22 protein-coding genes and 2 tRNA genes are annotated in these 26,285 nt (G+C 65.6%); 7 read left to right on the forward strand and 17 right to left on the reverse strand.

Annotated elements, in window-relative coordinates:
* The first annotated feature begins 66 nt into the window (after nucleotides 1-66).
* The gene (locus QZ471_RS12470) at nucleotides 67-225 is read left to right on the forward strand and encodes a DUF3309 family protein (protein ID WP_007159093.1); all 159 of its coding nucleotides are present in this window, start codon (nucleotides 67-69) and stop codon (nucleotides 223-225) included.
* A gap of 158 nt (nucleotides 226-383) precedes the next feature.
* Here the strand turns inward: QZ471_RS12470 and dacB are convergent, their stop codons facing one another.
* From dacB to QZ471_RS12490, 4 genes are all read right to left on the reverse strand, one after another.
* Complete coding sequence (gene dacB / locus QZ471_RS12475) at nucleotides 384-1,847, reverse strand: D-alanyl-D-alanine carboxypeptidase/D-alanyl-D-alanine-endopeptidase (RefSeq protein ID WP_295464129.1); 1,464 nt, start codon at nucleotides 1,845-1,847, stop codon at nucleotides 384-386.
* 168 nt (nucleotides 1,848-2,015) lie between these two features.
* Nucleotides 2,016-2,165, reverse strand: a complete 150-nt coding sequence (locus QZ471_RS12480) for a hypothetical protein (RefSeq protein WP_167371465.1) — start codon at nucleotides 2,163-2,165, stop codon at nucleotides 2,016-2,018.
* Between the two features lie 26 nt (nucleotides 2,166-2,191).
* Entirely contained in the window at nucleotides 2,192-2,845 is a 654-nt protein-coding gene (locus QZ471_RS12485; protein WP_295464131.1) for a hypothetical protein, read from the reverse strand.
* Between the two features lie 108 nt (nucleotides 2,846-2,953).
* On the reverse strand, nucleotides 2,954-3,163 hold the full coding sequence (locus QZ471_RS12490) for a cold-shock protein (protein WP_007159089.1): 210 nt from the start codon (nucleotides 3,161-3,163) through the stop codon (nucleotides 2,954-2,956).
* Between the two features lie 255 nt (nucleotides 3,164-3,418).
* Between QZ471_RS12490 and QZ471_RS12495 the strand changes: the two genes are divergently transcribed.
* A complete protein-coding gene (locus QZ471_RS12495) occupies nucleotides 3,419-4,270 on the forward strand; it encodes a S1-like domain-containing RNA-binding protein (RefSeq protein WP_295464133.1) in 852 nt (283 codons plus the stop codon).
* Here the strand turns inward: QZ471_RS12495 and QZ471_RS12500 are convergent.
* From QZ471_RS12500 to QZ471_RS12525, 6 genes are all read right to left on the reverse strand, one after another.
* Nucleotides 4,224-6,845 carry a ligase-associated DNA damage response DEXH box helicase gene (locus QZ471_RS12500; protein WP_295464135.1) on the reverse strand — a complete coding sequence of 874 codons (2,622 nt, stop codon included), beginning with the start codon at nucleotides 6,843-6,845 and terminating at the stop codon, nucleotides 4,224-4,226. The two genes, QZ471_RS12495 and QZ471_RS12500, sit on opposite strands and share 47 nt — an antisense overlap.
* A 9-nt stretch (nucleotides 6,846-6,854) precedes the next feature.
* Nucleotides 6,855-8,186 carry a deoxyguanosinetriphosphate triphosphohydrolase gene (locus QZ471_RS12505; protein ID WP_295464137.1) on the reverse strand — a complete coding sequence of 444 codons (1,332 nt, stop codon included), beginning with the start codon at nucleotides 8,184-8,186 and terminating at the stop codon, nucleotides 6,855-6,857.
* Nucleotides 8,187-8,273: 87 nt separating this feature from the next.
* Nucleotides 8,274-9,458, reverse strand: coding sequence for an EAL domain-containing protein (locus QZ471_RS12510; RefSeq protein ID WP_295464139.1), 1,185 nt, complete (start codon nucleotides 9,456-9,458; stop codon nucleotides 8,274-8,276).
* A gap of 103 nt (nucleotides 9,459-9,561) precedes the next feature.
* Complete coding sequence (locus QZ471_RS12515; RefSeq protein ID WP_295464141.1) at nucleotides 9,562-9,909, reverse strand: hypothetical protein; 348 nt, start codon at nucleotides 9,907-9,909, stop codon at nucleotides 9,562-9,564.
* Nucleotides 9,906-10,295, reverse strand: a complete 390-nt coding sequence (locus QZ471_RS12520) for a phage holin family protein (RefSeq protein WP_059227254.1) — start codon at nucleotides 10,293-10,295, stop codon at nucleotides 9,906-9,908. Before QZ471_RS12520 ends, QZ471_RS12515 begins: the two co-directional genes overlap by 4 nt.
* Before the next feature lie 15 nt (nucleotides 10,296-10,310).
* The gene (locus QZ471_RS12525; protein WP_295464144.1) at nucleotides 10,311-10,706 is read right to left on the reverse strand and encodes a DUF883 family protein; all 396 of its coding nucleotides are present in this window, start codon (nucleotides 10,704-10,706) and stop codon (nucleotides 10,311-10,313) included.
* A gap of 322 nt (nucleotides 10,707-11,028) precedes the next feature.
* Between QZ471_RS12525 and QZ471_RS12530 the strand changes: the two genes are divergently transcribed.
* Entirely contained in the window at nucleotides 11,029-11,316 is a 288-nt protein-coding gene (locus QZ471_RS12530; protein ID WP_059227258.1) for a DUF3509 domain-containing protein, read from the forward strand.
* A 124-nt stretch (nucleotides 11,317-11,440) separates the two neighbouring features.
* On the opposite strand, the gene QZ471_RS12535 is transcribed toward QZ471_RS12530, so the two are convergent.
* The 4 genes from QZ471_RS12535 to QZ471_RS12550 form a co-directional block, all read right to left on the reverse strand.
* Nucleotides 11,441-11,854: a hypothetical protein gene (locus QZ471_RS12535; protein WP_295464147.1), complete on the reverse strand. Its 414-nt coding sequence runs from the start codon at nucleotides 11,852-11,854 to the stop codon at nucleotides 11,441-11,443.
* Between the two features lie 24 nt (nucleotides 11,855-11,878).
* Nucleotides 11,879-12,160, reverse strand: coding sequence for a DUF3509 domain-containing protein (locus QZ471_RS12540; RefSeq protein ID WP_295464149.1), 282 nt, complete (start codon nucleotides 12,158-12,160; stop codon nucleotides 11,879-11,881).
* A gap of 97 nt (nucleotides 12,161-12,257) precedes the next feature.
* Nucleotides 12,258-13,136, reverse strand: coding sequence for a dTDP-4-dehydrorhamnose reductase (gene rfbD, locus QZ471_RS12545; protein WP_295464151.1), 879 nt, complete (start codon nucleotides 13,134-13,136; stop codon nucleotides 12,258-12,260).
* Nucleotides 13,137-13,711: 575 nt separating this feature from the next.
* Nucleotides 13,712-17,182: a PAS domain-containing hybrid sensor histidine kinase/response regulator gene (locus QZ471_RS12550; RefSeq protein WP_295464153.1), complete on the reverse strand. Its 3,471-nt coding sequence runs from the start codon at nucleotides 17,180-17,182 to the stop codon at nucleotides 13,712-13,714.
* 158 nt (nucleotides 17,183-17,340) lie between these two features.
* On the opposite strand from QZ471_RS12550, the gene QZ471_RS12555 reads away from it, so the two are divergent.
* Together QZ471_RS12555 and QZ471_RS12560 are read left to right on the forward strand one after the other, a co-directional pair.
* Complete coding sequence (locus QZ471_RS12555; protein WP_295464155.1) at nucleotides 17,341-17,907, forward strand: GNAT family protein; 567 nt, start codon at nucleotides 17,341-17,343, stop codon at nucleotides 17,905-17,907.
* A 186-nt stretch (nucleotides 17,908-18,093) separates the two neighbouring features.
* Entirely contained in the window at nucleotides 18,094-20,550 is a 2,457-nt protein-coding gene (locus tag QZ471_RS12560; protein WP_295464157.1) for an EAL domain-containing protein, read from the forward strand.
* On the opposite strand, the gene QZ471_RS12565 is transcribed toward QZ471_RS12560, so the two are convergent.
* Together QZ471_RS12565 and rdgC are read right to left on the reverse strand one after the other, a co-directional pair.
* Nucleotides 20,500-21,441: a bile acid:sodium symporter family protein gene (locus tag QZ471_RS12565; RefSeq protein WP_295464159.1), complete on the reverse strand. Its 942-nt coding sequence runs from the start codon at nucleotides 21,439-21,441 to the stop codon at nucleotides 20,500-20,502. The genes QZ471_RS12560 and QZ471_RS12565 overlap by 51 nt on opposite strands.
* Nucleotides 21,442-21,501: 60 nt before the next feature.
* On the reverse strand, nucleotides 21,502-22,422 hold the full coding sequence (rdgC, locus tag QZ471_RS12570) for a recombination-associated protein RdgC (protein WP_145005529.1): 921 nt from the start codon (nucleotides 22,420-22,422) through the stop codon (nucleotides 21,502-21,504).
* Between the two features lie 210 nt (nucleotides 22,423-22,632).
* Here rdgC and QZ471_RS12575 point away from each other — a divergent pair.
* Nucleotides 22,633-22,708, forward strand: a tRNA-Val gene (locus tag QZ471_RS12575).
* Nucleotides 22,709-22,721: 13 nt separating this feature from the next.
* Nucleotides 22,722-22,798, forward strand: a tRNA-Asp gene (locus QZ471_RS12580).
* 332 nt (nucleotides 22,799-23,130) lie between these two features.
* Here QZ471_RS12580 and QZ471_RS12585 read toward each other — a convergent pair.
* The gene (locus tag QZ471_RS12585; RefSeq protein WP_295464702.1) at nucleotides 23,131-26,169 is read right to left on the reverse strand and encodes an FAD-binding and (Fe-S)-binding domain-containing protein; all 3,039 of its coding nucleotides are present in this window, start codon (nucleotides 26,167-26,169) and stop codon (nucleotides 23,131-23,133) included.
* Nucleotides 26,170-26,285: the final 116 nt, after the last annotated feature.

A 26,285-nucleotide genomic window follows, 5' to 3' on the forward strand; every position in this document is an offset into this window, starting at 1 on the left:
AGCCCATCGCTTCGTATCCTGATGTTGCGACGATGGCCGATTCCTGGACTTCTTGGAGAATGGCAGATGACTCTCTCGACCATCCTGGTTCTGGTGCTGCTGGTCCTGCTCATCGGCGGACTTCCGGTGTTTCCGCACTCGCGCAGTTGGGGTTACGGCCCGTCTGGCATCGTGGGCGCCATTCTGGTCGTCCTGTTGGTGCTGCTGTTGCTGGGCATGATCTAGCTCAGAGCTAGGTCAGGAAATGCCCCGAAATGGTGCTTTAGACAAAGTTCTTGCCCATAGCGGTGCATCGCGGTAACGTCAGCGTTCCGGCCTGCCTTGCCGAGTGTGGTAAACAAAACGGGAGCCTGTGCGAACAGGCTCCCGTTTTGTTTTGCGCCTCAGTTGGCGACGGTGCCGTCCTGGCGACTGCGCAGATAGAGGTCCAGCACCACCTCGTCCAGGATCGAGGAGGCACCCCAGGGACGGTTGCTGTTGAGAATGGCCACCACCACCCAGCTGCGGGCGTTGGCGTCCCGTACGAAGCCCGCCAGGGCCCTTACGTTGTTCAAGGTGCCGGTCTTCATGTGCGCCTGGCCGGTCAGCGGCGAGTTCTTCATGCGCTTGCGCAGGGTGCCATCCATGCCGGCCAGCGGCAGGGAGGCGATGAACTCCGGCGCATAGGGACTCTGCCAGGCCGATCTGAGGATCTCGGCCATTTCCCGGGCGCTCACCCGCTCGGTGCGCGACAACCCCGAGCCGTTCTCCATGATCAGGTGGCTGGCATTGATGCCCTTGCGCGCCAGCCATTGGCGAATCACCCGGAGCGCCGCCTTACCGTCGTCCGCATCCGCCGAGGTGCGGAATTGCGCGCCGATGGAGAGGAACAGCTGCTGCGCCATGGTGTTGTTGCTGTACTTGTTGATGTCGCGAATGATCTCGACCAGATCGGGCGAGAAGGCTCGCGCCAGCAGTTCGGCGTTGCGCGGCACGCTGCCCTCGCGGGTGCGGCCCTTGATGGTGCCACCCAGTTCCTGCCAGATGGCCCGCACGGCGCCGGCGGTGTAGGCGGGGTGATCGAGCAGGGAGAGATAGCTCTGGGCGTTGCAGCCATCCGGCAACTGGCCGCTGACCACCAGGCTGGTGCTGCCATCGGCCTGGGGTACCGGGTTGAAGCGCACGTCCGGCCAGGCCGGGCAGCCGCTCTTGGCGGTGGCGCGCATCTGGTTGTCGATGTTGACGTTGGTCAGCGGCGGGTCCATGGAGACGCTGACCCGGCCATCCGCCGAGCGCACCACCATGCGCACCGATTTCAGGTTCACCAGCAACGAGTCCGGGCCGACCAGGAAGGTCTTGTTCTCGTCTTCGCCATCGTCGTTGAAGGCCGGCAACTCGGGCTTCACGAAGCGCCCGCGATCGAGCACCAGGTCACCGGTGACTTCCAGCACGCCGTTGGCGCGTAGGTCGCGCATGAGCAGCCAGAGCCGCTCCATGTTCAGCTTGGGATCGCCACCGCCCTTGAGATAGAGGTTGCCGTTGAGGATGCCGTCCTTGAGGGTGCCGTCGGTGTAGAACTCGGTCTTCCACTGGTAGGTGGGGCCGAGCAGTTCCAGGGCGGCATAGGTGGTGATCAGCTTCATGGTCGACGCCGGATTCACGGAGACGTCGGCGTTGTAATAGTCGTTCTCGCCCGGCCCATCGAGGGGCAGCATCACCAGCGACAGATCGCTGCCGGGAATCTTGTTGGTCTGCATGGCCTTCTCGATCCGCGGGGGCAGGAAGGAGGTATCGGCGTTGACGGGCAGGGAAAAGCCCAGGGCGCAGCAGCTCAGCAGCAGGCCCAGGGAGCGGAAGGGATTTCGCATGGGAACACACACCTTTGCAGGGTATCGGCCGAGCTGAAGAGGAAAGGGGCCGATAGACGTCGGAGTGTGGGCATTATGCAGTAAGGAGGGAGGAACGAGCCAATCCCGCAGGATGCGGTGCGGACAAAGAAACGACCGCCGCGGCGGTCGTTTCGCAAAAGCGTCGGATCAGTTGTAGCCCGTGGCGTCTTTGGTCCGGTCCGGACTGTTGGGCGACGGCGGATCGCGTCCGTCATCGGTCTTGGCATGCTCGCTGCGCAGGGGCTTCTCGTCCTTGGGCAGCTTGCGTTCGTCGGCTTTGCGCTGTTCTTCGGCCATGGAATCCTCGTCTGCGTGGTTGCCGGTCAAGGTGTGACCTGTGCCGGCGTAGCGCCGTTCCCCTCGGGCGAGGAGCGGTCGGCGAAGGCACCGTTGGCCTGCAACTGCTTGAGGGCGTCGTTGACCTGGCGAGCGAAGGTTTCCTCGATGGCGGTGCCGGCCGAATGGCTGGCGGCCAGCGGCAGGAACCAGACGCCCATCCAGGTACGGACCGAGGCCGCGTTCTTCACGCGCTCGGGCGCCTGGCTGCCGGGTGCCAGCCATTCGGCGGTCAGCACATAGTCGTCCTTGGCGGTGCCGGGGACCAGGAAGAAGGTGGCACCGGTGATCAGGCCACTGGCGATGGCGGCGGCGTAGGAGGTGCTGTTGTAGAGCTTGAGGCGCAGCAGGGCGTCGTCGGGTCTGCCGGGCTCGGGCACCAGGGTGATGCGCTCGAACAGGCCGGAGCGCTCCAGCACCTCGCGCAACTTGGGCTTCAGGCCTTCGCGAGCCACAGCGATGGAGGTGGCGTCCTTGTCCTGGGCTTCGCCACGGTAGAAGTTGAATTCCACCAGGACGTTGGGGCGATGTTGTTGCTCGCTTACCGGGGCGCGGAACGGCTGGGACGGGAGTTCATCGCCGGGAAAGGCGGCGCAACCGGCGAGCAGCAGGAGGCAGAGCAGAGCGGCTGGAGTCTTCAAGAAACGTACCTCATCCCTAAGCGACGTTGACGATAGGTAGCGCACAGCTACCGATGGACCAAAAAAAAGCCCAACCGAGGGTTGGGCTTTTTTCGAGAAGGCGGGTGATTAGATCACCTGCACCTCATCGGCCTGCAGACCTTTCTGGCCTTGCACGACCAGGAAGGAAACGGCTTGGCCTTCTTGCAGGCTCTTGAAACCGTTGCCCTGGATGGAGCGGTAGTGAACGAAGACGTCCGGGCCGCTCTGGGGGGTGATGAAGCCGAAGCCTTTCTCGTCGTTGAACCACTTGACGGTGCCAGTTTGGCGAGTAGACATGGATTTCTCCTTGAACAAAGTTGGACAACGGCACTGGACCGCCCAGGCCGCGACTGAGTGCAAAGAGTCAAAGAACCGAGCCGTAAAGTGGATCGAGACGAACCAGGTCGATTTTCGGTACACGAGCAACACAGTGCGGGCACTCTAACCCTTTCCGTTGCCCCGTGCGACTGTTTTTCGGTGAATTTTACCTATCAAGACAGCGGCTTTGATGGGCGCGGTAAAATGGTCCGTTTTCTACAGGAGTCTCCACTCATGGCCTTGCTGGGTCGCTTCAACAGCTTGCAGATCTTGCGTAACACTCCCATCGGCCTGTTCCTCGATGCCGGCAGCGACGGCGAGGTATTGCTGCCCCGTCGCTATGCGCCGCGCGACGAGCCCTGCGCCGAAGGCGACTGGCTCAATGTCTTCCTCTATCTGGACAGCGAGGATCGCCTGATCGCCACCACCGAGAAGCCGCGGGTGCAGGTCGGCGGCTTCGCCAGCCTGCGCGTGGTGGCAGTGGAACGGGTCGGTATCTTCCTCGATTGGGGCCTGCCCAAGGATCTGCTGCTACCGCACTCCGAAGAGAAGCGCCCGCTGCAGGTCGGCGATCACTGCGTAGTGCACGTGCACCTGGACGCCCGCACCCGGCGGATCGTCGCCACGGCCCGCCTGGATCGCTACCTGGACCGTGAACCGCCACGCTACAAGGTCGGCCAGCCGGTGCCGCTCCTGGTGGTCGAGCAGACCGACCTGGGTCACAAGGTCATCGTCGACAACAAGCATTGGGGCCTGGTGCATCGCAACGAGGCGTTCAAGCCGCTGCGCCCGGGGCAGCGCGAGCGCGGCTTCATCCGTGAGGTGCGGGCGGACGGCAAGATCAGCCTGACGCTGCAGCCCCAGGGCGCCGCGGCCGGCGCCGATCTGGCCGAGCAGATCGTCGATCTGGCGAAGGCCCGGGGTGGCGTGCTGGAGGTCAGCGATGCCAGTCCGCCGGCGCTGATCCATCAACTGTTCGGTGTCAGCAAGGGCAACTTCAAGAAGGCCATCGGCCATCTCTATCGCCAGGGCCGCATCGTCATCGAGGACGACCGGATTTCCGTTCGCGAGGACGCCGCGGACTAGCGGCGCGCCGCGGTGTCAGGTCGCTGTCATGGTGGGGCTGAACCAGGGACTCGGGGTCGAAGGCGCGGGCGCGCTCGTCCGGTCCGGCTTCGCGTTCGAGGTCGCCGACCAGACGGGTGATGCGGTCGGCCAGCTTCTCCGAACTCAGACTCTCGCGCAGCCGCTCGACCATGAGCGGCAGGGCGAACGGCGAGGGTCGCTCCAGGGCGACCAGGCGTAGCGGCAGGGCGCCGGTGCGGAGCAGCGTCTGCTGCAGGCGGTCGGCATCCAGTTCCTGGCGCAGCACTTCATTCTGCGCCTGGCCGAGCAGCAGGTTGTCCGGGTCGTACTGGCGGAACACCTGGTAGAACAGGCTGCTGCTGGCTTGCAGCTGGCGATTGCTCTTGTGGGCGCCGGGATAGCCGGAAAAGATCAGCCCGGAAATTCGCGCGATCTCGCGGAAGCGGCGCTGGGCCAGTTCGGCGGCGTTGAGGCTGGCGAGGATGTCACCGAGCAGGTCGTCGGTGGTGAAGAGGCTGGCGTCGAGCAGCTGTGGCCAGTCCAGGCTGACCGGCGAGACCAGTTCCAGGCCGTAGTCGTTGACGGCGATGGAGAAGGTGCAAGGTCGTCGCTGGGCCAGCCGCCAGGCCAGCAGGCTGGCGAGCCCCAGGTGGGCATGGCGCCCGGCGAAGGGGTAGAGAAAGAGGTGCGAGCCCTCGCGGGACTCCAGGGTCTCGGCGAGCAGGTAGTGGGCGCTGGGCAGGGCCGACCATTGCCGCTGGATGTCCAGCAGTGGCTGCAGCAGACGCATTTCCGGGCTGTCGTAGCGATCGGCCTCGGCCTCTTCCAGCAGCGCCAGGACGTGCTTGGCCAGGGTGCCAGAGAGCGGCATGCGGCTACCGCTCCAGCGTGGGATGGCCGCCTTGCGTCCACTGGCCCGGCGCACATAGACCGTCATGTTCTCCACCCGCACCAGTTCCAGGGTACGGCCAGCGAAGAGAAAGTGATCACCGGGGCGGAGGCGGGCGATGAAGCCTTCCTCGATGTTGCCCAGGCGATTGCCGCCGCCACCTTTGGCCCAGAACTGCACGTTGAGGCTGGTCTCGCTGACGATGGTGCCTATGCCCAGGCGATGCCGTTTGGCCAGCTGTTTGTCGGGGACGCGCCAGATCCCCTCGGCATCCGGCTCGGCACGGCGGTAATCGGGATAGGCCGACAGCGAGGCACCGCCGGTGCGGACGAAGGCCAGGGCCCAGGCGAATTCGCCCTCACTGAGCTCGCGGTAGGCCCAGGCGCTGCGGATCTCCGGCAGCAGGTCGTTCGGGGTGAAGCCGCCGCCGAGGGCCACGGTCACCAGGTGCTGGACCAGGACGTCCAGCGGCTTGAGCGGGGCGCTGCGCGCTTCGATCTCGCCGGCGGTCACCGCCCGGCGCGCGGCCGCGGCGTCGAGCAGATCGAGGCTATAGGTGGGCACCAGGGTGGCACGGGAGGCGCGCCCCGGTGCATGGCCGCTACGGCCGGCGCGTTGCAACAGGCGGGCGATGCTCTTCGGCGAGCCGATCTGCAGCACGCGCTCCACTGGCAGGAAGTCCACGCCCAGGTCCAGGCTGGAGGTGCAGATCACCGCCTTGAGCTGGCCGTTCTTGAGCCCGGCTTCCACCCACTCGCGCGCCTGTTTCTCGATGGAACCGTGGTGCAGGGCGATCAGGCCGGCCCAGTCGGGACGGGCCTGCAGCAAGGCCTGGTACCAGAGTTCGGTCTGGGCGCGGGTATTGGTGAAGACCAGGGTGGTAGGGCTGTCGTCGAGTTCGCGGATCACCTGTTGCAGCAGGCGCATGCCCAGATGGCCGGCCCAGGCGAAGCGCTCGACGCCGCCTTCGGGCAGCAGGGTGTCGACCTGCAGGCGCTTGTCCTGGCGGCCCTGCACCAGATGGCCGGGTGCTCCGGCCAGCAGGACGTCCAAGGCATGGGCCTGGTTGCCGAGGGTGGCCGACAGGCCCCAGGTGAGCAAGCCGGGATTCCAGCGCCGCAGGCGCGCCAGGGCGAGTTGTGTCTGGGTGCCGCGCTTGTTGCCCAGGAGCTCGTGCCACTCATCGATGACCACCAGGCGGACCTGGCCCAGGGCTTCCTGGGCATCCTCGCGGGACAGCAGCAGGGACAGGCTCTCCGGGGTGGTGACCAGGGCCGTCGGCAGGCGACGATTCTGCTTGGCTCGCTCGCTGCTGCCGGTGTCGCCGGTGCGTAGGCCGAGGGTCCACTCCAGCTCTTCATCGAGTACCGGCCGTTCCAGGGCGCGCAGGGTGTCCGCCGCCAGGGCGCGCATGGGTGTCAGCCAGAGCACCGTGAGCGGCGGCGGTGCCTGCTTGCGCTTGCTGGGCAGACCCTTGGCGGTAAGGGGTTTGGGCGCCACGAAGGCATCCAGGGCGGCGAGCCAGACGGCGTAGGTCTTGCCCGAGCCAGTGGTGGCGTGTAGCAGTCCGGATTCCCCGGCGGCGATGGCGCCGGTCACCTCGCGCTGGAAGGGAAAGGCCTTCCAGCCCTGAGCAGCCAGCCAGCGGCTGCCCGGCCCCTTGCGCGTTCGCTTAGCGGTGGCCATCTGCGCTCCTCAGACCTGGCTGGAGCGCCCGGTCATCTCGGCCGCCATGGCGGTGGCGTAGCTGTCGGTCATGCCGGCGATGAAGTCGATCACCCGCATGAAGGCCTGGTGCAGCGTCCAGGAAGGATCGGGCGCGCTGTTGCCCAGCAGGTCGAGGATGCGCCGGCTCTTGAACGAGGGTTCGCGGCCGCGATGCTGTTCCAGAGCCGCACCACAGAAGGCATTGAGCAGGATTTCCAGGGTGGTGTAGGCGCCGATCTCGTGCAGGGTCTTGCGCTTGTCGTGGAAAATCTTCTCCCGCGCCAGGGCCTTGGCACGCTGCACGCAGAGCTTGGCCGGACCGGCCATGTGCTCGACCAGGTCGTCGCCCAGGGTGCCGGCGAGCAGGGCTTCCTGCTGGTCGACGAAGGCGCGGGCGGTGGCGTTGGTCAGGTGTTCGATGGCCTTGCCGCGCAGGATGGCCAGCTTGCGCCGCCGCGAATCCTTGGGGCCCAGTTGCCGATAGGTTTCCGGCAGGTCGTCGCCGACCAGGCCCAGCAGCAGCGCCTCGACCTCGGCATAGTCCAGCAGCTCCATCTCCAGGCCGTCTTCCAGGTCGATGAGGCCGTAGCAGATGTCGTCGGCGGCCTCCATCAGGTAGACCAGTGGATGCCGAGCCCAACGCTCCGGGCCGAGGAGCGGCAGTTCGAGTTTCTCGGCGATCTGCTCCAGCAGCGGCAGTTCGCTCTGGTAGCAGCCGAACTTGTGCTTCTTGTAGCCCGGGGCCGCCGCATAGCGGGAGGTCCAGGGATACTTGAGATAGGTGCCGAGGGTGGCGTAGGTGAGGCGGGTGCCGCCGTCGAACTGGTGGTATTCGAGCTGGGTCAGCACCCGGAAGCCCTGGGCGTTGCCTTCGAAATGCAGGAAGTCCTGGCGTTCCGGCTCGCTCATGTCGTCCAGCCAACCGCGGCCCGCGGCCTGGGTGAACCAGTAGCGGATGGCGTCTTCGCCGGAGTGGCCGAACGGCGGATTGCCGATGTCGTGGGCCAGGCAGGCGGACTGCACCACCATGCCGAGATCGCTGGGGTCGCACCAGTCGGGCAGGGCGCCTCTCAGGCTTTCGCCGACGCGCATGCCCAGCGACCGTCCGACGCAACTGACTTCCAGGCTATGGGTCAGGCGGGTGTGGATGTGATCGTTGCTGGTGACGGGATGCACCTGGGTCTTGCGGCCCAGCCGGCGGAAGGCGCCGGAGAAGATGATGCGGTCGTGGTCCTTGTGAAAGGGGCTGCGCCCCAGTTCATCCGGGCTGTGCAGGGGTTTGCCCAGCCGTTCGCGGATAAGAAGTGTCTGCCAGTCCAAGGCCGTCCTCGAGCTATCACCGGTAGGGGGAGCGCCGGCGATTGCCGTTAAGCGCTTCTGCGTTCTGACCTCGGCAACATACGATCATCACCCCTCACTTGCAAAACCGGGCAGCAGGCTGGCATCCAAGTCGATGAGCAACAGACGCTGGCCGCTTTCCAGGAACTGGCTGGCGGTCAGGCAGTACTGGTTGGTGGTGGCGTCGCGATAGACCGTCGAAAGGGTCAGGCGACGTTCGTTCCAGCCCTCGGCCAGCAGGGCATAGAAGTAGGGACGCCAGGACCAGTTGTGGTTGAGGTAGCGCCGATTCTCGCGCCAGAACATGCCGTTCCATTCGAGGTTGGGGGTGATCTGGGTACCGCTGCGATCGCACTGGTAGATGCGCAGCAAGCCGGGAAACTCATGGGGATCGGGGAGGGCGCTCAGCGGTCCGCCCTGTTCTGCCCAGGGTTTCAGGCGGAGCATGAAGTCGGCCAGCCGCTGGCGCAGTTCCAGCATGCGGGTCTGCTCGGCCAGCTTGGTGTCGACGAAGCGGGTGCGCAGGGCGGCGAAGCGCGCCTGGTACTGTTCGCTGGCCGCGAGTTCGGCGGTAGCCTCGGCGAAGAGGAAGCCCTGGACATAGCGCGCCCCGCACTCCAGGGCGAAGTCCAGTTCGGCCTCGGTCTCGACGCCCTCGGCGATCAGCCAGCAGCCGGTTCTTTCGGCCATCTGGGCCAGGGCCTTGACCGCATCGCCGCGGGTGCCGCCACGGGCAGCCGCCTGGAACAGCCGCATGTCCAGCTTGAGGATGTCGGGCTGCAGGTCGAACACCCGATCCAGTTGCGAGTAGCCGGAACCGAAGTCGTCGATGGCGATGCGGATGCCCATCGCCCGATAGCGTGCCACCGCTTCGATCAGGCGGGGCAGATCGCCTGCGGCTTCGGTGATCTCGTAGACGATGCGGTGGGGGGCGATCCCGGAGCGCTCCAGCTGCGAGAGGCTGGGCAGGCTGGCGCCGGGCTCCAGCTGGCTGATCCAAAGGGGCGAGAGATTGAGGCTCAGGAACCAGTCATCCGGCGCGGCGGCGAAGCGCCGTAGGGCGTCGTCCCGCAGCACGCGGTCGAGCTGCAGCAGATCGTCGGTCGCCAGGCTAGGATCGGCGAACAAGGGGCCGACCGAGGCATAGGAACCGTCGGGTTGGCGCAGGCGGCCGAGGGCTTCGACGCCGGCGATACGGCCGGTGGCAGTGTCGATGAAGGGTTGAAAGAAGGCAGCGGGCTGGCCTTGCAACACGAGGGAGTCCTTATCTGCGGCAGTAATGCTCGTGCCGGGTAAAGGGAAAACCTATGCGAGAAGGATGCCACAAAACCGAACGGCCCCCTAGGGAGCCGTTGGTTCAGCGCGGAGGTGGTAGCGGATGGTCCGTCTGCTGCTGTTCGCGATGCCGCGTCTGCAGGCGATTGACGATGGGGTAGAGTGCCAGCCCGATACGGGCGAGGCGGCCTACCGCTCCGAGACGCTTGCCGAACAGCGAGAGGAACACCGTGGCCCCCAGCATCAGCGGCTTCTTCGCCGTGCTGGCGACCTTGTCCTTGTTGGGACGAATCAGATCGCCAATGAGGCTGATGGGGTTGTGCAGCGGCTGGGCGTTATAGATCAGCTGCTGGCGATACATCTCCATGCGTAGCCTTACCAGCTCCTTGCGCTTCTCACGACTCGTGGCGGCTGTCAGTGGCTGATTCATGGCAGTAGACGCTCCCGGTTGCGATTCAACTCTTCCAGGGTGGCATGGAAGGGGGCTGCGCCCTTGACCAGGCTCAGGGCCCGCACGATGCAAATCACCAGCGCCACCGCATAGAAGCCGCACAGCGCCAGGGTGGCAGTCATGCGATGGGTATCCCAGAAGGCGATGATGATCGCCGCGGAAACACCCACCAGCACCAGCAGCCCGAAAATCAGGCTAAGCCCGGTGAAGAGGAACAGTTGGAAGGTACGGACCTTCTCTTCCTGCACCTCGATTCCCAGCAACTCGAGATGACTCTGCAACAACCCGACCACGGCACCCGCGAGGCGCTTGACCGAGGGCTTGGGCGCTTCGTCCGGTAGCTCTCGTGGCGGTGAGGTATCCATGGACATCCCCCAGGCTCAGCGGCGCGAAGCCAGCAGGCCGATCAGAAAGCCAACACCGGCGGCGATGCCCAGGGCCTTGAACGGATTGTCGACCACGTATTCCTCGGTGGTCTCCTTGGCGGCGACCCCCTGGCGATAGAGGTCTTCCTGCTTGGTCTTGAGCACCTCGCGGGAGCGCTCCAGGCTGGAGCTCAGCTTGGCGCGCAGCTCGTCAGCCTGCTCGCCGGCGATGCTGGCGGTGTGCTTGAGCAATTGCTCGGCATCGGCCAGCAGGGTGTGGAATTCATCGGTAAGCGCCTGCTCGGCTTCGCCGAGATGACGACGGACCCGCTCGGCGTTGTGCGTGTGCGCCTGCTTGTCGATGTCGGCGGCGAGCTCGTCTTTGATCACGGGAGGGATTTTGTCGGTCATGGCACGCTCCTGTCAGATGTTGGGTATCCGTTTCAGCCCTTTCGAGTGAGCGCCCGGAGCAAAGGTTCCTCGCGCCAGAGCCCGCCCGCGGCTGGTCGCTGTCGGCAACGCTACGCTTCAGGCCCGCGCTGCCGCGTCGCGCTGCGCTTCGCTGGAAAAGTTCCGGGCGCTTACTCAATAGCCGCCGTGGCTCACAAATTCAAGCGCTAGCGCCATTGGTCGACTTATTCAAGTCCCCGACGAGAACTTTGCTGTTTTTATCACTGTCAGTTGCGTCGTATTTCATCGTCCATGCACTTCTAGACAAATAAAAGGGGGAAGAATGGAAAACGCCATCGATAGACTCACGGCCGCTTTCAGTACCTATAAATGCTCGGTGACGGCACCGCGTCCCGACGGCAGCATCGTGTTGACAGTACAAGACCAGCAGTGCGACGACGCCCGCGTCAATCGGGTGATCAGCGCTCGGCAACTCGGTGAAAGCCAGCTGCTCAAGACGGTGATCGACGAAGTGCGCAAGGACGTTTCCCTGCGTGCCGGCGCGCTGGCTCCGCAATCGATGGCCGTCTTGCGCGCCACCGGCGCCAACATGCTGAGATACTCGGAGTAATAACTGCCGAGAAGAGGTTCAGACCGAGACTTGCAGTACGGATGCGCCCGCATTCGTTGGTCTCGAACGCTGAACGACAGTCCCGCGCCAAGCGGCGGCTGAGCGAATCGTAAAACCTATTGGGTTAGCTCTTGCACTTGAGCAGGCGACAGCTGGCGCACGGTAATAGTGCGGCGGGCGCGCTGTACATGGGGCAGGCGATATCCGCCACACCCCAGGAGGGGAAGCCTTGGCCTGCCTGCGTAGCGGCCAGCCGTGCATTGGCGATGATCCCATTGAGCAATTCCTCTTCCCGATACAGCGCTTGGCGCAGTGCCGGCGAGCGATAGAGGATGCGTCCGCATCTGTCGAGCAGGGTGAAGGAGAAGCGGCCGAAGCGATCCGGCAGGGTGGGCCAGACCTTCAGCGGTGCCAGCTGCTCATCGAGTCGCGCGCAGGTCAGCTGGTAGACGGAAGCCTCGGCGGCTTCGGTACCGGGCAGGGGAGCATCGAACAGGGCAGCGGGGTTCGTCGGATACAGCAGACTGACACCGTCCATGGTTTGTGTGCCTCTCATCCTGATTCAGTTCGCGACGGACAGGCGATTGGCGCCATTGCCGCCGTTGGCCAGCAGCGCCGTGACGCCCTGTCCCGCGTCTATCGCCATGCCGAGGCGGATGCTGTCGATCAGCCGTGCCAGGCGCGTCCGGTCGTGCAACTGCTGCTTGCTGATCAGGCGTTTCACCTTGATACCCGTGTCGTCGGACAGCGTCAGGCTGACGCTGCCGTCGAGGCGCTCGATACGGAAATTGACCCGATAGTCTTGCTCGAAAGCCGCGGCGATGAGTTGGAAAGGATTATCCATGGCGTACCTGACTGGCATGAGCGGGGTCAGAGCCATTGACTTCGCTGGGCGGACGTAGTTCTGGATCAATCTTCAGAAGTATGACCGACGGCCCGTTTCAGCCGCCCACCTGTCCTGTCCGCTCCGCCCAGCACTCGGCGAAGGCGCTCTGCCAATCGGGCAGCGGCTGGCCCAATACCCCGGCCAGCTTGTCGGTGGACAGGCGCGAATTCTTCGGGCGGTAGGCTGGCGTGGGATAGGCGCTGCTGGGGATGGGATTGAGCCGGGCCTTGAGCAAGCCTTCCTCACGAAGGCGCTGGCCGATCTGCTCGGCGAAACCGAACCAGGAGGTCTCGCCGGTGGAGGTCAGGTGATAGGTCCCCCAGAGCTCGTCCTGCTCGCTGCGCGCCAGCAGACGCTGGGTAGCGTCGGCGATGGTGCGGGTCCAGGTAGGGGCGCCCACCTGGTCGGCGACGATGTTCAATTCGTCCCGCTCGCTGAGCAGGCGCACCATGGTGCGCAGGAAGTTGTTGCCCTGCCAGGAATACACCCAACTGGTGCGCAGGATGAGATGACGCTCGGCGACGTCCCGTACGGCGTTCTCACCGGCCAGCTTGGTGCGGCCATAGACATTGAGTGGGCAGGTGGGGGCGTCCTCGCGATAGCGGCCTTCCTGGGTGCCATCGAAGACGTAGTCGGTGGAGTAGTGCACCAGCGGTACGCCCAACTGCTGGGCCGCCTCGGCGAAGACGCGCGGTACGCGCTCGTTGATCAGGGTAGCCGTCTCGGCATCGCTCTCGGCGGCATCCACCGCGGTATAGGCCGCGGCATTGATGATGACGTCCGGTCGCGCGGCCAGCACCCGCTGGCGAAGCTCGTCCAGCCGGGTGAAATCCACCTGGGCACGACCGACCACGGTGACCTGGGCCTGCTCGGCCAGCAGCGCCTGGAGGGCTTGGGAGAGTTGTCCGTGTTGACCCGCGATGAAGACATTCATGTACTGATCGATTCCAGAAAGGCTGGCGCGTCCATGCCTGGGGTGACAGGTTGGCCGTCGCCACGACAGCCTTTGGCAAAAGGCGCCAGTCTACCCGATGACCGGCACAGAACAAGGATGGCGATTGGCCGGTGCCTTCAGGGTTCGACGGGCTCTAGTCCAGGGTCGTCGTGCCGCTAAGCGGCGAGGCGGTGGCTGATAAAATTTGTTTCACGATTACTTGACAACCTTGCGACGGATCGATGACGGCCGTCGGTCATGTCGCTGTCGAGTTGTGCACAACCTGTGCTAACGCTTGTCAAGCCCCTTCGACAGCGGTGCGCTCTCCTTAAAAAACCGCTGTTTTGAATTAAATCATTGATTATATTGACTTTATTAAAGTGATCAAAAAATGATCAACTTGTTGCGGGAGCCCGCGGAGCAAGGCTCAGGGTTCTTTTCCACCATGTTTTCAACAAAGTTATCAACAGAAGCTGTGGATTGTTCAGCTGGGCCGAGGCGCAGCAACCTTAATGGACACTGAACGAAAGCTTCCTGGCGCAGGCGACTGTGGCGTCTCTCTTGGCGGGTCGATTTCAGCCAGAAAGCGCCAGCTGTCGACTCAGTAGCGCGCGCAGCGAGGCTGGCTTGACCGGCTTGGGCAGGAAGTCCAGGCGCGCGGCGCGCACCCTGGCCAGGCACTCGGGGCGGCCGTCCGCGCTGATGACGATGCCGGGGATGTCCTGACGGAGGGTTCGGCGGATCCACTCGGCGACCTCCGGGCCGGTATCGGCGTCGCTCAGGTGGTAGTCGACGATCAGCAGGCGCGGTACCACGCCCTGTTCCAGCAGGGCCGCGCATTCTTCCCGGCTGCGTGCGGTCCAGACCTGGCAGCCCCAGCGCCCGAGCAGGCTGCGCAGGCCCAGCAGGATGCTGTCTTCGTTGTCGATGCACAGCACTGGGTCACCCGGCAGCGGCTGGCTGGCCTCGGCGGCCGCTGCCGCCTGGACCGCCACGAGGGGGGCCAGGGGCACCTTGACGCTGAAGACGCTGCCATGGCCTGGCCAGGAGCGCACCGACAGTTCGTGGCCGAGCACCCGGCACAGGCGATCGGCGATGGCCAGGCCCAGCCCCAGGCCCTTTTCCGCGCGCGTCTGGTGGCTGTCCAGGCGCTTGAACTCCTCGAAGATGAGGTCGAGCTTGTCCGGCGGGATGCCGGGGCCGCTGTCCCAGACTTCCAGGCTCACGTGCTGCGCCTGCCGGCGCACACCGAGCAGCACCCGGCCGTCGGCGTATCTCAGGGCGTTGGTGAGGAAGTTCTGCAGCACCCGGCGCAGTAGTTTGCTGTCGCTGTTGACCACCAGCCGGCTGTTGCGGATGCGCAGGCTGGTGCCTTGGTCCTGGGCCAGGGCCTTGAATTCGACGCCGAGGGCATCGAACAGCGTGGCCAGGGCGAAGGGCGCCGGGTTGGCGAGGATGCGGCCGTTTTCCAGTCGCGAAATATCCAGCAGGTCGGCGATCAGGTCTTCGCTGGACCTGAGGGCGCTGTCCATGTTGCGCACCAGTTCCTGGGCCTCGCGGGCCAGGCCGTCCTGATGGGCGAGGGCGGCGGTGAACAGGCGGGCGGCGCTGAGCGGCTGCATCAGGTCGTGGCTGACCGCGGTGAGGAAGCGACTCTTGGACTGGTTGGCCGCTTCGGCATGAGCCTTGGCTTCCACCAGCGCCTGGTTGAGCTGGGACAGCTCGCGGGTGCGTTCCTCCACGCGCTGTTCCAGGCCTTCGTTGGCTTCGCGCAGGGCGCGCTCGGCCTCGCGGAAGGCGGTGATGTCGGTGAAGCTCATGACGAAGCCACGGCCGGGCATGGGGCTGCCGATCAGCTCGATCACCCGGCCATTGGGAAAGGTGCGCTCGGAGGTGTGGGGAATGCCCTGGCGCATCCGCTCCACCCGCCGGGCCACGTGTTCGTCGGGATCGCCCGGGCCGCAGAGGCCGCGCAGGGCGTTGTAGCGGATGATCTCGGCGATGGGCCGGCCGACTTGGATCATGCCCTCGGGATAGTCGAACAGTTCCAGGTAGCGCTGGTTCCAGGCGACCAGGCGCAGCGACTGGTCCACCACGCTGATGCCCTGGGAGATGTTCTCGATGGCGCCCTGCAAGAGCGCCCGGTTGAATTCGAGCACCTCCGAGGCTTCGTCGGCGATGCGCACCACGTCGTCGACCTGCATGTCGCGGCCTTCGATGGCGGCCTTGACCACGGCGCGGGCCGAGGAGGCGCCGATCACCCCGGCGAGCAGGCGCTCGGTATGGGCGATCCACTCGCTGTTGGCATTGCTGCCGGGCCGGTAGGTCAGGCCACTCTGTTCGGCGAAGCGACTGAAACTGAGGCGGGCACGCTCATCCCCGACGAAGCGGGCGGCGAGCAGGCGCAGGTCTTCCAGCTTGACCGCCAGCAGGGCGCGATTGCGTGGCTTGGGCAGGGCATACTGGGCGATGAAGCGCCCGGCCTGCCAGTATTCCGCGACCCGGGTCCGTGACAGCAGGGAGACCAGGGTGAACAGCAGGAAATTGCCGGCCAAGGAGACCAGGGCGCCGACCGTGGTGGGCTGCAGGGTCCAGCCACTGTCAGGGTGCTCGAACCAGGCCAGGCCGGGGAAGCCGTCCAGCGGCCACTGTAGGCTGACGGCGACCACCGGCAGCACCATCAGATAGCCCCACAGCAGAGCACCGGCGGTGAGCCCGGCGAAGACCCCGCGGCGATTGGCGGCCTTCCAGAACAGCGCCCCGACCATGGCCGGGCCGAGTTGGGCGATGGCGGCGAAGGCGATCTGGCCGATGGTGGCGAGACTGGCGCTGGAGCCCAGCAGGCGATAGCTGCAGTAGGCCAGCACCAGGATGACCACGATGCTGGCGCGGCGCACCGTGAGCATCCAGTGGCTGAATACCTCGTGGGGGCTTTCCACCTGGCCGCGGCGCCTGAGCAGCCAGGGCAGCACGATGTCGTTGGAAACCATGGTGGAAAGCGCCACGCAGGCGACGATCACCATGCCGGTGGCGGCCGAGGCGCCACCGAGGAAGGCCAGCAAGGCCAGCCAGGGACGCTCCTGGGCCAGTGGCAGGCTGATCACGAAGGAGTCGGGCAGCACGCCGCCTGGCAGGTGCAGCTGGCCGGCCAGGGCGATGGGTATGACGAACAGCGCCGCCAGCGCCAGGTAGAGCGGGAACACCCAGCGCGCCAGGTTGACGTCCCGGGTATCGGTGTTTTCCACCACCGTTACGTGGAACTGGCGCGGCAGGCACATCACGGCGATGAAGGCGACGCCGGTCTGGATCAGCAGACCCGGCCAGTCGAGGGTCTCACGCCAATAGTTCTGCAGTTGCGGCGCCTGCTGCGAGCGCTCGAGCAGATCGCCGAAACCCTGGTGCAGTCCGTAGGTGACCCAGAGGCCCACGGCGAGGAAGGCGGCGAGCTTGACCAGGGATTCGAAGGCGATGGCCAGCATCATGCCGCGGTGATGCTCGGTGACGTCGAGGTTGCGGGTGCCGAAGAGGATGGCGAAGACCGCCAACACCAGGGAGACGAACAGCGCGGTGTCCTGGGCGCGGGTACCCTGGGTCTCGGCATTGATGCCGGTCAGCAAGTTGACGCCGATGACGATGCCCTTGAGTTGCAGCGCCAGATAGGGCAGTACCCCGACCAGGCAGATCAGGGCGACCACGATGGCCAGGGTCTGGGACTTGCCGTAGCGAGCGGCAATGAAGTCGGCGATGGAGGTGATGTTCTCCTTCTTGCTGATCAGCACCATCTTCTTCACCAGTTGCGGCGCCAGCAGCAGGAAGAGGATGGGGCCCAGATAGATGGGTAGGAACGACCAGAGCTGATCGGCGGCCTGGCCCACGGCGCCGAAGAAGGTCCAGCTGGTGCAGTACACCGCCAGCGACAGGCTGTAGACCCAGGCGCGCATCCGCGGCCGGAGTGGTGGGCGGCGGTCACCATAGAAGGCGATGCCGAACAGCAGCGCCAGATAGCCGAGGGTAACGGTGATGATCAGCCCACTGGGCAGGGACATGGCGGCTCCGAACGTTCCAGGCGCCCGTCGCGCCCGGACAAAGTGTCGCACCTTGGGCCACCAGACGTCAGGTCTGCGGATCTGTACGGCGACATTGGGTTGAGCCCGGCCGCCGGCCCTGTTAGGTTGGCGGGCTGATTCAAGCGAGAGAGACCGCCATGTTCCAAGCGCAGCCCATTTCCCTGCAACGTGGTGCGCTGCGCCTGGACCCCCTGGCGGAGGCGGACGTGCTGGAGCTGGTCAGCCTGGCCGAGCGCAATCGCGAGGCGCTGCACTATCTCAGCGGACCGCTGCGACCGGACTGGTATCGCCAGGCGCTGGCCGAGCAGCGCGAGGGGCGGTCGCTGCCCTTCGCCGTGCGGGTGGCCGATCGGCTGGTGGGTACTACCCGTTTCGCCGACTTCCTGCCCGCCCTGCCGGCCGCCGAGATCGGCTGGACCTGGCTCGACCAGGAGCAGCATGGCAGCGGCCTCAACGGCAACCTCAAGTACCTGATGCTGCGGCATGCCTTCGAGCACTGGCAGCTGGTCCGGGTGCAGCTCAAGACCGCCGCCACCAACCTCAGATCCCAGGGCGCCATCGAGAAGCTCGGCGCCGTGCGCGAAGGCTTGTTGCGCAATCATCGTCGGCTGGCTGATGGCCGTTTGGACGACACCGTGATGTACAGCATCACCGATCGCGAATGGCCCGAGGTGAAGGCGCGCCTGGAAGCCTCCTTCAACTGATCGACCCGGACTCCGTTACCGTTCGTCGGGACGGGCCACTGGTGGTGTCCGCGCGATAGCTCTACGTCGCGACCTTGGCGCCGGTATTCCAACGCTGGTCGTTAGCTACCCCTCAGTTTTCCGCAGGGCGGTCGACATTCTTGCTCAATGGCAAGAATTCGCCTGCACTCATCCGCGGACCGCTGCATGTTTCCACTCTCGCCTTCCTCTGCGCTGCGCACGTTCAAGGTGGTCTGGCCCTTCGTCATCATCCTGTCGTGCCAGGCCCTGGTCGCCATCGTCAGCCTGCAACTGCTGTCGACGGTACGCGCCTACGTTTCGGCGGAAAGTCTGTGGAGCAAGAGCCTGGGCAACGCCATGCTCTCCTTGGGCGCCTATCTCGACGAGGGTCGTCCGGACGCCTACCAGGCGTACCTGGCCTCGATCAGCGTCAACGATCTCGATCGCGCCGCTCGCTACGAGCTGGATAGCTACGGTAGCCGGGAGGAGGCCGCACGGCTGCTGCGGCTGGCCGGCAACGACCCGGACGACATCGAGGGTCTCATCCGGCTCTTCCAACTGGCCCGCCACGTCGAACCGTTCCAAGGGGTGATCGCTCGCTGGCAGGCCACCGACCCCTACCTGGACGAATTTCAGGCGCTGGCAAGGACCGGCTTCGAGCTGATCAAGCTGCAGGGGCCTGGCCCGCTGCTGATCCCGCTGAAGCGTCAGCTGCTGGATCTGCACGACCGGATGATGCCGGAGACGGTGGCCTTCTCGGAGCGGCTCGGCCTGGCCTCGCGCCAACTGGTCTGGGGCTTGCTCGTCGCCAACGTCCTGGTCGGGGCGCTGCTGGTACTGCTGACCGTCTGGCGCATGCATCTCCTGGTGCAGCAGCGCTGGCGCTCCGAGCGCGCCCTGCAGGCGGAAAAGCAGCGAGTCCAGGTGATCCTCGCCTCCATCGGCGATGCCGTGCTCGCGGTAGATGCCCAGGGCCGGCTGCTCTATCACAATCCCGCCGCGGAGCGGTTGTTGCGGCAGCCGACGCTCGTCGTCGGCACCCCCGTTACCCAGCTGTTCGATATCCAGACCGAAGACCAACAGGGGTCCACCGAACCTCTGGCTGAGCGGCTGTTGAGCGAGAGATGGCTGCAGGGCGCCGAACCCCTGGCGCAGCAGCTGGTGCTGACCGATGGCGCGCGCCTTCCCGTGGCCCTGACAGTGACCGCCCTGCCGGCTGGCGAATCCGCTGCCGGGGTGGTGCTGGTGATGCACGACCAGACCCGGGAACGGGCCTTCCTGCGCGATCTCGCCTGGCAGGCCAGCCACGATGCCTTGACCGGGCTACTCAATCGTCGGGAATTCGAAACCCGGCTGGAGCGGCTGCTGGCGCGGGACGACCTGAGCCAGGCCTCGTTGCTGTTCATCGATCTGGATCAGTTCAAGATCGTCAACGATACCTCCGGGCATTTCCATGGCGATCGGCTGTTGCGGCAACTGTGCACCTCGCTGGGCAGCCAGCTGGACGAGGGCGACTGCCTGGCGCGGCTGGGGGGTGACGAATTCGGGGTGCTATTGGAGGGGCGTAACCCGGGCGAAGCCGAGGCCCTGGCGGAGCGGCTGCGCGGTTGTATTGGTGCCCAGCAGTTCGAGGCGGCGGGTCAGAACTTCCGGGTGGGCCTGAGCATCGGGGTGGTGCATCTGGGGGGCCAGCTGTTGACGCCGGAGGAGGCTCTGCGCCTGGCCGATCTGGCCTGCTACGCGGCCAAGGACAAGGGGCGCAATCGCGTCCAGGTCTTTGCCCCTGGCGATGTGGAGCTGGATCAGCGCCATGGCGAGATGGCCTGGGTGCAGCGTCTGCACCGGGCGCTGGCCGAGGATAGGTTTCGGCTGTATGTCCAGCCGATTCTGGGGCTGGGCCAGGAGACCGTTGCGGATCGCCACGTGGAGGTGCTGATACGGCTGGAGGAGGGCGAGCGGCTGATCGCGCCGGGCGCCTTCATCCCGGCCGCGGAGCGCTATGGCTTGATGCCCGACCTGGATCGCTGGGTGATCGCGGCGGCGCTGGCGCGTTTCGCCGAGCTGCCCGACGGGCTGCTCGATACCCTGGCCATCAACCTGTCCGGGCATTCCTTGGGTGAGGTGGGACTGGCCGATTTCGTCAGGCAGCAGCTGCAGCGCTGGCAGATTGCGCCGGCGCGCATCTGTTTCGAGATCACCGAGACCAGCGCGGTGGCCAATCTGGATGCGGCGCGGCTGTTCATGGACGAGTTGCGCGGCCTGGGGGTGCGATTCTCCCTGGACGACTTCGGCGCCGGGATGTCGTCCTTCACCTATCTCAAGCACCTGCCGGTGGACTACCTGAAGATCGACGGCAGCTTTGTCCGCCACCTGCTGGAGGACGCCGTGGATAGCGCCATGGTCGAGGCGATCAACCAGCTCGGCCATCTCACCGGCAAGAAGACCATTGCCGAATTCGCCGAGAACGAGGCAGTGATCGCGGCCCTCGGCGTGCTGGGGATCGACTACGCCCAAGGCTATGGCGTCGCCCGGCCGCAGCCCTTTACCGAGGACACCTGCCAGGCGCTGGTCCGGCAGGTGTGGCACGAGGCTTCAGGGGCGCGCGTCGTCGTCCTTGAAACGGCGGAAGAGGGTGGCCAATAGCGCCCCGGAGATGTTGTGCCAGACGCTGAACAGGGCGCTAGGCACCGCGGCCAGCGGAGAGAAATGCGCCGTCGCCAGGGCGGCGCCGAGCCCGGAATTCTGCATGCCGACTTCCAGGGCCAGGGATTTGCGCTGGGCCACCGGCAGCTTGCAGAACTTGCCGGTGAGATAGCCGAGCAGGAAGCCGAAGCCGTTGTGCAGGATCACCACCGCCATGATCAGCAGCCCGGATTCGGCGATGCGCGCCTGGCTCGCGGCCACCACCGCGGCAACGATCACCACGATGCTCACCACCGAGGCCAGCGGCAGCACCTCGACCAGGGCGCCGACGCGATTGCCCAGGACCCGCTGGGCAATCAGCCCGAGGGCGATGGGCAGCAGCACCACCTGTAGGATCGACCAGAACAGCCCGGCAAAGGAGATCGGCAGCCAGGTGGAGGCCAGCAGCCAGATCAAGGCGGGCGTCAGCAACGGGGCGAGCAGGGTGGTCACGGCAGCGATGGCCACCGACAGCGCCAGGTCGCCCTTGGCCAGCCAGGTCATGACGTTGGACGCCGTCCCGCTGGGGCAGCAGCCGACCAGGATGACGCCCACGGCGATCTCCGGCGGCAGGTGGAACAGCTGGCACAGCCCCCAGGCCACGCCCGGCATGATGACGAAGTGGGCCACCACGCCCAGCAGCACCCGCCAAGGGTGCCGACCGAGGGCGGCGAAGTCTTCCAGCTTGAGGGTCAGGCCCATGCCGAACATGATCACCCCCAGCAGCGGCACGATGGCCACGCTCAGCGGCTTGAACACGGCGGGAGCGAAGAACGCCAGCAGGGCGGCGAACAGCACCCAGAAGGCGAAGGTATTGCCGACGAAACGGCTGAAGGCGGCCAGGGCGCGCATGACGAACTCCTTTTTATAAGAGGCAGAAAAAAGGCCGGTCTGTGCCGGCCTTGGTCGATCTTACAATCCTTGCGGTAATTCTTCGCCGCCGAGCGCCTCGATCAGCTGTGGCAGGAATTCCGCCAGGGTCATCATCATCAGCACGAAGCTGGCGTCCTGCTGGCCGAGGGCGTCTTCGCCACCGTCCTGCTCGGCCTGGTCCTGCAGGAGGTCCTCGAACTTGAGGCGCTTGATGGTGACCTTGTCGTCCAGCAGCAGGGCCAGCTTGTCCTGCCAGGCCAGCGCCAGCTTGGTGACCAGTTTGCCGGCGCCCAGGTGATTCTGGATTTCTTCGCTGGTGAGGTCCTGGCCCTTGCAACGGACCACGCCGCCGTCTTCACCGGCATCGCGCAACTCGCACTCATCGAGGATGAACAGGCCGTGGGTGGCGTCACCGGCCTTGACCCAGTCGGTGAAGGTGGCCATGGGGGCCTGCTTCACGCCCAGTGGACGTACCGGCAGCGAGCCCAGGGCATCGCGCAGGGTGGAGAGCAGGTCCTCGGCGCGCTTGGCGCTGGAGGCGTCCACCAGAATCCAGCCCTGCTTGGGATCGATGGCGGCATAGGTGGTCTGGCGGCGGATGAAGGCGCGCGGCAGGAAGGCCTGGACGATCTCGTCCTTGATCTGCTCCTTCTCCTTCTTGTAGACCTTGCGCATCTGCTGGTTTTCGATCTCGTCGACCTTCTCCTGCACGGCCTCCTTGACCACGCTGCTGGGCAGGATGCGTTCTTCCTTGCGCGCGGCGATCAGGAAGAAGCCCTGGCTTTCGTGCACCAGCGGCAGGTCCGGGCCCTTGCCGAAGGGGGCGACGAATCCATAGGTGGACAGCTCCTGGCTGGCGCAGGGGCGGGCGGGCTTGGCGGCGAGGGCGGCTTCGAGGGCTTCGGTCTCGAAGGCGACTTCCTGGGTGAGACGGTAGACGAGCAGATTACGGAACCACATGGTGTCACTCCCAAAAACGAAGCGCGCATTATCCGCGTCGCTCGCCCTGGAGGCCAACCCCGGATCAGCGATGGTGGTCGGGAATGCGTACTTTCTCCGCTGCCTTGGGAGCAGCGCTAAGCCTTTGGAAGTGCTGGGAAATTTTTTTTCAAAAAGGGGTTGCCAGGTGGGAGGCCCCTCCGTAGAATGCGCCCCACTTCGAGAGCAAACGGGTGATTAGCTCAGCTGGGAGAGCATCTGCCTTACAAGCAGAGGGTCGGCGGTTCGATCCCGTCATCACCCACCACTCGAGGTAATGCGCAGCGGTAGTTCAGTCGGTTAGAATACCGGCCTGTCACGCCGGGGGTCGCGGGTTCGAGTCCCGTCCGCTGCGCCATTCAAAGGTTGTCTGGTCCTGAACGCCAGCAACCATCGAGAAGCGGCCCTAGTGGCCGCTTTTTCGTTTGGGCGCGATTTTTCTGGTCGGGCTTTCTTGGATTTTTCCTTCTTTATATAGATTGCTTGGGGCGAGGGTGTTTGCGTCTTGGTCTGGGGCAACTGCGCTTGGAAAACGCTGCGCGGTTTTCCACCCTGCGCGCTGGGCCATGATCGCGGCCATGGCGGTCCGCCGATGCGGCCGCTCCCATGATCGGGCTCTGATCGCGGCCATGGGCCGCTCCTACAGGTACGGATACCTCTGTAGGAGCGGCCCATGGCCGCGATGAAGAACTATCCTGCTAGACCCCTCACCGCATCCAGCACCGCTTCCAGCGGATGACGTAGACGACGGTCGTCGAGGCGTTTGACCTGGCTGCGGCAGGAATAGCCGGTGGCCAGGGCTTCACCCTGTTCCGCTGGGGCCGCCACGGCGCGGGCCCAGGACTGGTCGTAGATGGTCTTGGAAGTGGCCAGGTTGCGCGCCTCGTGGCCGTAGGTGCCGGACATGCCGCAGCAGCCGGTGCTTTCCGGCTTGAGGCCCAGGCCCAGGCGCTCGAATACCTGCTGCCACTGGCTGACGCTGGCCGGGGCGTTGGTCTTCTCGGTGCAGTGGCCGAGCAGGCGATAGACCTTGTCGCCGACTACCTTCTGCTCTTTCGGTAGCACCTGCAGCAGCCACTCCTGGGGCAGCAGCACCTCGGGCATCCGGGCGATACCGGGGACCTTGGGGTATTCCTGGCGATAGACCAGGGTCATGGCCGGATCTAGGCCGACCAGCTTGACGCCGAAGCCGGCCAGGCTGGCGAGCTGGGCCGCATTGCGCCGCGCGGTGCGCTCGAAGGCGCCGAGGAAGCCCTGCACCTGCAGCGGCTTGCCGTTGGCGCGATAGGGGGCGAGGAACACCCGCTGGCCGAGGCGAGCGGCAAGCTCCAGGAAGGCCGCGGTGAGCGGCGTCTCGAAGTAGCGGGTGAAGGCATCCTGTACCACCACCACGGTGTTGGCGCGTTCTTCATCGCTCAAGGCCAGCAGCCGCTCGGGCGTGGCGATCTGCACCTGCCATTGATGCATGACCGGCACCAGGTCGAAGCGACTGAGCAGAGGGCTGTCGACCATGCCGATGCGCTCGGCGAACAGCCGCTGGATCGGCGTTGCACCCATGACGGCGTTGTAGAGCCCCGGGGCGCGGGCGAACAGCGGCAGGCTGAATTCCAGGGAGCCGATCAGGTAGTCGCGCAGTGGGCGCAGGTAGCGTCTGTGGTAGAGCTCGAGGAAGCGCGAGCGGAATTCCGGCACGTTGACCTTGATCGGGCACTGCCCCGCGCAGGACTTGCAGGCCAGGCAACCGGCCATGGCGTCGTAGACCTCATGGGAGAAGTCCGCCTCGGCCTGGCGACCATTGCGCCAGCGCTGGGGCAGGGCCTTGAGCCAATTCAGCGCGCCTCGGGGTGCCGGCGCCAGGACATCGATACCGGCCTGGCCCTGCAGCCGCAGCCATTCGCGGATCAGCGAGGCCCGGCCCTTGGGCGAGTGGATGCGCTGGCGGGTGGCCTTCCACGAGGGGCACATGGCGTCGTCGGGATCGTAGTTGTAGCAGGCGCCGTTGCCGTTGCAGTGCATGGCGGTGCCGTAGCTCTGCCAGACGCGCTCGTCGAGGGTGCGGTCCAGTTCGCCTCTCAAGGTCACGCCATCGATCTTCAGCAGTTCGGCGCCGCTGGCGAGTGGGGTGGCGATCTTGCCGGGGTTGAGTTGGTTGTGCGGATCGAAGGCGCCCTTGAGTGCCTGCAGGGCGGGGTAGAGGTCGCCGAAGAAGGCCGGCGCATATTCCGAGCGCACGCCCTTGCCGTGTTCGCCCCAGAGCAGGCCGCCGTATTTCTGGGTCAGTTCGGCCACCTGGTCGGAGATCGGACGCACCAGCGCCGCCTGGCGCGGGTCCTTGAGGTCCAGGGCCGGGCGCACGTGCAGCACCCCGGCGTCGACATGGCCGAACATGCCGTATTGCAGGTTGTGGCCATCGAGCAGGGCGCGGAATTCGGCGATGAAATCGGCCAGGCGTTCCGGCGGCACCGCGGTGTCCTCGACGAAGGGCTGCGGACGGATCTCGCCCTGGACGTTGCCGAGCAGGCCCACGGCGCGCTTGCGCATGGCGTAGACGCGGGTCACGGCGCTGCGGCCCACGGCCAGGGTATGGCCCAGGCGTGCCACGGTGGCATCCTGGCGCAGGTGGTCGAGGAAGCCCTGGACACGGGCGTCCACGGCCTCGGGATCGTCGCCGCTGAATTCCACCAGGTTGATGCCCAGGGTGGGGCGTTCGACGTCCTCGGGAAAATATTCCGCCACGCTGTGCCAGACGATGTCCTGCATGGCCAGCAGCAGGACCTTGGAGTCCACTGTCTCGATGGACAGCGGCTTCAATTCGATCAGGGCGCGGGCGTCGCGCAGGGCGTCCATGAAGCTGCCATAGCGGACGTTGACCAGCACCGAATACTTGGGAATCGGCAGGACGTTGAGCTTGGCCTCGGCGATGAAGGCCAGGGAGCCCTCGGCGCCGCAGAGCACACTGTTGAGGTTGAAGCAGCCATCGGGCTCGATCAGGTGCGCCAGGTCATAGCCGGTCAGGCAGCGGTTGAGCTTGGGAAAACGCGCCTCGATCAGCTCGGCCTGGTTTTCGGCGATGTCCCGCGCGCAGCGATAGACGGCGCCCGTGCGATCCTGCCGGGCGCAGAGGGCGTCCAGCTCGGCGCCGTCCACCGGGCGGCTCTCCAGGCGTTCGCCGCCGATCAGGTAGGCGTCCAGCTCCAGCACATGGTTGCGGGTCTTGCCGTAGGTCACGCTGCCCTGGCCGCTGGCGTCGGTATTGATCATCCCGCCGATGGTGGCGCGGTTGGAGGTGGACAGTTCCGGCGCGAAGAACAGCCCATGGGGCCTGAGCGCCGCGTTGAGCTGGTCCTTCACGACCCCAGCCTGGACCCGCACCCAGCCCTGCTCGGCATTGATCTCGAGGATCTGGTTCAGGTGACGGGAGAGATCGACCACGATGCCGTCGGTGAGCGACTGGCCGTTGGTACCGGTGCCGCCGCCGCGCGGGGTCAGGACCACGCCCTGGAAGCGCGACTCGCCCATCAGTTGAGCCAGACGCTGGACGTCGGCGCTGTCCTTGGGAAAGACCGCCGCCTGGGGCAGGCGCTGGTAGATGGAGTTGTCGGTGGCCATGACCGTGCGATTGGCGTAATCCGGCGCGATCTCGCCCTGGAAGCCACTGGCGGCGAGGGCGGTGAGGAAGTCGGTGTAGGCGGCGGCGAGGGGCGCCGGGGCCGGCAGGCGGGCGATCATGTTCATCAGGCAGGCTCTCTGGCGGTAGACGGCTGTTTCCTTCACCCAGCGAAGGAATGGCGTCGACCTTTTCTGGCTATAGTAGGCATTCTCACCAGAGTGCGGCGGGGCCACAA

Origin of the sequence: uncultured Pseudomonas sp. (assembly GCF_913774235.1) — a bacterium.
GTDB lineage: Bacteria > Pseudomonadota > Gammaproteobacteria > Pseudomonadales > Pseudomonadaceae > Chryseomonas.

What these genes read in the sequence shown, in the direction of transcription:
- QZ471_RS12470 (WP_007159093.1), top strand. Translation starts at nt 67, where the DNA reads ATGACTCTCTCGACCATCCTGGTTCTGGTGCTGCTGGTCCTGCTCATC.
- dacB (WP_295464129.1), bottom strand. Translation starts at nt 1,847, where the DNA reads ATGCGAAATCCCTTCCGCTCCCTGGGCCTGCTGCTGAGCTGCTGCGCC.
- QZ471_RS12480 (WP_167371465.1), bottom strand. Translation starts at nt 2,165, where the DNA reads ATGGCCGAAGAACAGCGCAAAGCCGACGAACGCAAGCTGCCCAAGGAC.
- QZ471_RS12490 (WP_007159089.1), bottom strand. Translation starts at nt 3,163, where the DNA reads ATGTCTACTCGCCAAACTGGCACCGTCAAGTGGTTCAACGACGAGAAA.
- QZ471_RS12495 (WP_295464133.1), top strand. Translation starts at nt 3,419, where the DNA reads ATGGCCTTGCTGGGTCGCTTCAACAGCTTGCAGATCTTGCGTAACACT.
- QZ471_RS12500 (WP_295464135.1), bottom strand. Translation starts at nt 6,845, where the DNA reads ATGGCCACCGCTAAGCGAACGCGCAAGGGGCCGGGCAGCCGCTGGCTG.
- QZ471_RS12515 (WP_295464141.1), bottom strand. Translation starts at nt 9,909, where the DNA reads ATGAATCAGCCACTGACAGCCGCCACGAGTCGTGAGAAGCGCAAGGAG.
- QZ471_RS12520 (WP_059227254.1), bottom strand. Translation starts at nt 10,295, where the DNA reads ATGGATACCTCACCGCCACGAGAGCTACCGGACGAAGCGCCCAAGCCC.
- QZ471_RS12525 (WP_295464144.1), bottom strand. Translation starts at nt 10,706, where the DNA reads ATGACCGACAAAATCCCTCCCGTGATCAAAGACGAGCTCGCCGCCGAC.
- QZ471_RS12530 (WP_059227258.1), top strand. Translation starts at nt 11,029, where the DNA reads ATGGAAAACGCCATCGATAGACTCACGGCCGCTTTCAGTACCTATAAA.
- QZ471_RS12535 (WP_295464147.1), bottom strand. Translation starts at nt 11,854, where the DNA reads ATGGACGGTGTCAGTCTGCTGTATCCGACGAACCCCGCTGCCCTGTTC.
- QZ471_RS12540 (WP_295464149.1), bottom strand. Translation starts at nt 12,160, where the DNA reads ATGGATAATCCTTTCCAACTCATCGCCGCGGCTTTCGAGCAAGACTAT.
- rfbD (WP_295464151.1), bottom strand. Translation starts at nt 13,136, where the DNA reads ATGAATGTCTTCATCGCGGGTCAACACGGACAACTCTCCCAAGCCCTC.
- QZ471_RS12550 (WP_295464153.1), bottom strand. Translation starts at nt 17,182, where the DNA reads ATGTCCCTGCCCAGTGGGCTGATCATCACCGTTACCCTCGGCTATCTG.
- QZ471_RS12555 (WP_295464155.1), top strand. Translation starts at nt 17,341, where the DNA reads ATGTTCCAAGCGCAGCCCATTTCCCTGCAACGTGGTGCGCTGCGCCTG.
- QZ471_RS12560 (WP_295464157.1), top strand. Translation starts at nt 18,094, where the DNA reads ATGTTTCCACTCTCGCCTTCCTCTGCGCTGCGCACGTTCAAGGTGGTC.
- QZ471_RS12565 (WP_295464159.1), bottom strand. Translation starts at nt 21,441, where the DNA reads ATGCGCGCCCTGGCCGCCTTCAGCCGTTTCGTCGGCAATACCTTCGCC.
- rdgC (WP_145005529.1), bottom strand. Translation starts at nt 22,422, where the DNA reads ATGTGGTTCCGTAATCTGCTCGTCTACCGTCTCACCCAGGAAGTCGCC.
- QZ471_RS12585 (WP_295464702.1), bottom strand. Translation starts at nt 26,169, where the DNA reads ATGATCGCCCGCCTGCCGGCCCCGGCGCCCCTCGCCGCCGCCTACACC.